The 4854-nt window shown below is 73.2% G+C and carries 4 protein-coding genes; 2 read left to right on the top strand and 2 right to left on the bottom strand.

Annotated elements, in window-relative coordinates; genetic code table 11:
- Positions 1 to 1005 (bottom strand): helix-turn-helix domain-containing protein (locus AWZ10_RS55305; RefSeq protein ID WP_159058467.1); only part of this gene is annotated, 1005 nt, incomplete at its 3' end.
- 297 nt (positions 1006 to 1302) lie between these two features.
- A complete protein-coding gene (locus tag AWZ10_RS35055; protein WP_159058466.1) occupies positions 1303 to 3438 on the bottom strand; it encodes a CATRA conflict system CASPASE/TPR repeat-associated protein in 2136 nt (711 codons plus the stop codon).
- Between the two features lie 59 nt (positions 3439 to 3497).
- On the opposite strand from AWZ10_RS35055, the gene AWZ10_RS35050 reads away from it, so the two are divergent.
- Complete coding sequence (locus AWZ10_RS35050; protein ID WP_159058465.1) at positions 3498 to 3854, top strand: CATRA system-associated protein; 357 nt, start codon at positions 3498 to 3500, stop codon at positions 3852 to 3854.
- A gap of 19 nt (positions 3855 to 3873) precedes the next feature.
- A partial coding sequence (locus AWZ10_RS35045) for a hypothetical protein (RefSeq protein ID WP_425264525.1) occupies positions 3874 to 4854 on the top strand: 981 nt, incomplete at its 3' end.

The following is a 4854-nucleotide window of genomic DNA, read 5'->3' as shown; positions in this document are numbered from 1 at the left end:
GGCGGCGCGGGCGGCGGCCACGCTCAGCGCGAGCGGCAACCGGGCGCACAGATCGACCAGTTCGTCGGCCTCGCGCGGCTCCAGGGCGAGCCGCTCGGCGCCCATCTGCCGCTCCAGGAGGGTGCGGGCGGCGTAGCGGGGCAGCACGTCGAGGGCGATGCGGTGGGCGCCTTCGCGTACGACCAGGCCGTCGAGGCGGTTGCGACTGGTGACGACGGCGACGGAACCGGGGTCGGTGGGCAGCAGCGGCCGTACCTGGTCGGTGGAGCGGGCGTTGTCCAGGACCAGCAGCATCCGGCGGCCGGCCAGCAGGGTGCGCAGCAGTCCGGAGGCCACGGCGGTGTCGGCCGGGACAGCGGTGGGGGTGACGCCGAGGGCCTGGAGGAAGCCGTGCAGGGCCTCGCCGGGGTCCATGAGCGCCTCGTCGCCGTAGCCCCGCAGGTTGACGTAGAGCTGGCCGTCCGGGAAGCGGGCCTGCGCCCGGTGCGCCCAGTGCAGGGCGAGCGCGGTCTTGCCGACGCCCGCGGTGCCCTCGACGACGGCGACGACGGCTCTGCCCGCGGTGAGGTCGTCGGACGAGCCCTGTAGCGCCTCCAGCCGGACGAGTTCGGCTTCCCGGCCGACGAACACGGAATGGCTCAGGGGGAGTTGCCGAGGGACGGTGAGAGTGGCGGAGGGGTGGTGGGCGTAGGTACGGGCGGCGGTGAGGCGCAGTCGCCGGGCGGCGTCGGCCTCGTCCCGCAGGGTGGCGAGCCGGCCGGCCTCGGGTCCGGGGACGTCCAGCGCGGCGAGGAGCGCGTCGAGGACTCCGCTGCCGGGCAGGGTGGTGCCGTTGAGGTAGGCGTACAGGCTGCTGGCGGAGACGTTGAGACGTCTGGCGAGTTCTCGACGGTCCAGTGTTCTGCCGAACCGTTTCTCGGCCTGGACGACAGCGCGGGTCAGTTCGACCGCCAACCGCCGGCCCAGCGCCTTTCCGTCCTTGCCGGACGGCCGGACCTCGTTCACCACCGTTCCTCCACGGGGACGTTCACGGGCCCGCACCGCGCGGATCCAGGTGTTTCCAGAGTGTTCCAGAACCGCGGGCGGCCGGACGGGTCCGCGTGTTTGCCTGCGGTTTCCACGCCGAGGGGATATCGGCCCTCGGCCGGCCGCAGGAGGACGACAGCCGTGCAGACCCACTGAGCGCCGCCCCCGCACCCGAACCCGGCCTTCCACGTCCAACAGGGCACGTGGGGGGCTGGTTGCGGGTCGGGAGACGTCGAAGCCGGGGTCGGGGCCGGTGGCTCCGGAGGTGGACCCGGATCAGTCGGTTTCGTGAGGGCCGATGCAGCCGAGGACGGCCTCGGCTGCCATTGTCCAGGTGTAGCGGGCGGCCATCTTTTCGCGGAGTTCCGCGGCGTCGCGGAAGGCGGCCTCCGGGTTGCGCATGACGGCTTGGATGGCCTCCCGCCAGATCCGGACGTCGGCCTTGCGGCTGCCCGGTGTGCCCCCCACGTCCACCACGGCCCGGTCCGCGACCGGCAACCCCTGAGCGCGCAGCAGCATGCCGAGCCCGCTGCGTCCACTGACCAGCACGGGCACTCCGGAGGCGATCGCCTCGGCGCCGGCCAGGCCGAAGGCCTCCGCCCGGGAAGGCATCAGGACCAGACTGGCCCGTGCGAGGTCGTTCCTGATCCGCCGGGGGTCGGCGGAGTAGCGGCGGGGAATGACGTCCACGGTGGTGGCGGGGTTGGCGACCCACTTCTCCACCTGAGCCTTCAACGCCGCGGACTTGCCGTCGGGCACCCCCCGTACGTGCAGATGCCACGAACCGGCCCCCGCCGTTTTCGAGCCCGCCCGTCCGAGCGCCCGGGCGGCGATGTCCAGCCCCTTCAGAGGGGCGTCGTCCAGTCGGGCCAGCAGCAGGATCTGCGGAATCTCCCCAGGCCGAGGCGGAATCACCGGTATCCCGCCGTCGAAGCCCGGGTCGATGCGTACTGGTTCGGCCAGGTCCCGGTACTCGGGTGTACGCAGATGGGGCCACAGGGCACGCTCCAGCCGGGGGCCGACCGGCATCGGGTGCAGCGCGCCCCGGCAGAGCCGGAGTTCCGTATCCGTGCGGTCCTCGGCGCGAGCTGCCAGGTCCCCTTCCGCGTGCGGTTTGTTGGCCTCGGCCTGCTCCGGTTCGACGTGCAGGAAGTGCAGTCGCCCGGCGTTCTTGAAATAGCGCTCGACCAGCACCTTGGCAGGCGGTCCTGTGACCCTGCCGTGCCCGAGGACGAGGTCGGGCACGAACCCGTCGGTGAACACCGGTGGCACCGACAGCGCGGCGTCCCTGCTGAGCCCCTCCTGAGCGGTGTCGATCAACAGCACCCCGTCCTTCGCCGCGTCCGCACGCTCCTGCGGGGTCGAGGCCTCGACCAGGACACGGACGTCCGCCTTCAACCGGGCGAGGGCGACGCACAGTCTGCTGTTGAACGTGCTCAGGCCACCGTGCGCCGGATACCACTCGTCGGCGACGACCAGCACCCGCACCGGCCGGCCCGGCTCCCGCCGGGGGCCCGGCAGAGGATCGCCGATCCCGGCGCGCTCCAGCAGGGTGAGCATGCGGTTCAGCCACCAGAGGAACGACGAGGCGGATCGCCGGTCGGCCTCCGCCACGGCCCCGCCGTCGAGGCCCGAAGCCTCCAGAGCCCGCTGCGCGTTCTCCCAGCTGCCGTCCACCGAGTCCCGGATGTAGTGGGCCTCGGCCGTCGAGGACAGCTCCCGGTCCATGCGGCCGTCGGGCCGGACCACGGCGAGTGGTCCCGTCGTCCCCGCGTCCCTGGCGTCGGACAGCCAGCGATGCGTTCGCTGCTGGTGGCGGATCGCCGTCATGTGCATCAGATAACGGACGAAGTGCGGCATCTCCGGGCGGCGGTTCTCCGACCAGACGCAGGCGCCCAGCTGCGCGTCCGCGCCGACTCGCCCGAGTACGCGCAACAGCCGCCGCTGCTGCCACTCGTCGCCGCCCTCCGGCTCCGACAGGTCGACGTCCCCAGGTGTTTGCTCCGGCAGCTTTCCCAATTCCAGTGTCACCGCGCCCAGATGGCACGCTCCGAGCGGCCCCGTGATGCTCTCCAGCCGCTTGCGCAACCCGGACCACTCCCGGTCCGGACCGGCGCCGAGCAGCACCGACAGATTGAGGATCTTCCGGTGCCGACGCAGGACCGCCTGGTCGAGCCGGTCGGCGGACTGCACGCCCGCCACCACGACCGAGCCGTGCACGGGCGGGACGCGCAGGGCCTGCGGCATCCGGACCGGCAGCTTGGCGTACAACTCTGTGTCAGCGCCCTGTAGTTCAAGGAAGCGCCCCCACATCGCCCGAAGGGAGGCCACTCCCTCCGCGGCGCGCTTGCCGTCCAGCGGGACGAAGACGTGGACGGCGACCTCCTGCTCCGTCACTTCTCTCTCGGACACGTGCCGGTACACCCCCGCCTCGCGCCGCCGCTCCCGGCGTTCTCGCTACAGTTGAGTCCATGCAGTCTAGGGCGGGTTCACCCGCGGCAGGCATGGACGCGGCGTTGCTCGCCAGAGCCCGCGAGTTGCTCGACGACGTTCCCACCTGGCGGCTTCCGCCGGCCGCCTGGTCGCGTCCCGCCGCCGCAGTCGAGGCGCTCGCGGCCGCGTACGACACCGGGGACGGGGTCGCTCTCGGCGTCGCCGTCGCACGGCTCGAAGTCCTCAGCCCGAACCGGGTGGAGCGCATCGCCGACCCGGCCGACGTGCCGCCGCCGGAGCCCCTGCAGGAGCGGGTGACCGCCCTGGTGCACATCATCGCCGAGCCGGGCGAGGGCGCGGCGGGCGAAGCCGGCGGCGACGACGAGCAGCACTGAGGCGGGGCCGCCGACTCCTGTGAAGCCGTCGCCGTACCGCCGTCTGCAGCTCGCTCTGGCACGGTGGCGCGCCCGCCGGACGACCGTGGACGGCCGCTTTCCGCGCCGTACGGACCGGGCCGTCGGCCGTCTGGAGGCAGCCCTCGGGTACGCCGGGCGGGAGGATCGGGTGGCGCTGCTGGAGGGGATCGCCGCCCTGCACGCGGAGTCGGCCCGGCGCGGAGGGGGTGCGGCCGCGGGGGTGCGGTCGGTAGAGGCGCTGCGCCGGGCCCTGGTCGACGCGGAACCGGACGAGGCGCTGATCCTTGCTCAACTCGCCGAAGCACAGGTCGAGTTGTATGCGATGACGGGTGACGCCGGGCTGCTGCGGAAGGCCGTCCGCACCGCGCGACGAGCGGCGGAGCGAGCCCCGGACGACCCGCTGCCCCGGATCATGGTTCTGTCGTCGATGGCCTTACTGCTGCTGCGGGCGGGGTCGGACCTCGACGACCCAGAGCTGTTCGAGGAGGTCGTCGTGATGGTCGAGGACTCGCTCGCAGCGGGCGGCGGTTCGCGGCTGCACCTGGCCCAGGCCCATCGGCTGCGATACGAGCACGACGGCGAGGCCGAGACACTCGCACGCGGCGAGGCGGCGGCCCGCGAGGCCGTGACGCAGTGCGAGGAGCACGGGCTCGACGTGGCCGACGAGTACGCCGAACTCGCCCAGGTCCTGCGCTATCGCTACGGCGAAACCGGCGATCCGCGCCTCGCGCGAGAGGCCGTGGCCGCGGCACGCGAGGCGCTGGACCGCACTGCCGGGGGCGACGAGGAACACTCCAAGCGGGCCTGCCTGCTGGCGGGAGCCCTGACCGAGTGTCACTACGCCGGGGACCCGGAGGCGCTGAGGGAGGCGGTCGCGGTCGTACGCGCGGCCACGGCCGCCGAAACGGTGGGACCGGAGGCGGCGTACGACCACCGGGCCACCGCCCCCGCGGGCCACTCGGGCGCGCGCGGGACCAGT

Source organism: Streptomyces europaeiscabiei, from assembly GCF_001550375.1.
Classification (GTDB): domain Bacteria; phylum Actinomycetota; class Actinomycetes; order Streptomycetales; family Streptomycetaceae; genus Streptomyces; species Streptomyces europaeiscabiei.
The sequence above is the reverse complement of the archived record's forward strand: the minus strand, read 5'-3'. Positions and strand labels throughout refer to the sequence as shown.

What these genes read in the sequence shown, in the direction of transcription:
- AWZ10_RS35050 (WP_159058465.1), top strand. Translation starts at nt 3,498, where the DNA reads ATGCAGTCTAGGGCGGGTTCACCCGCGGCAGGCATGGACGCGGCGTTG.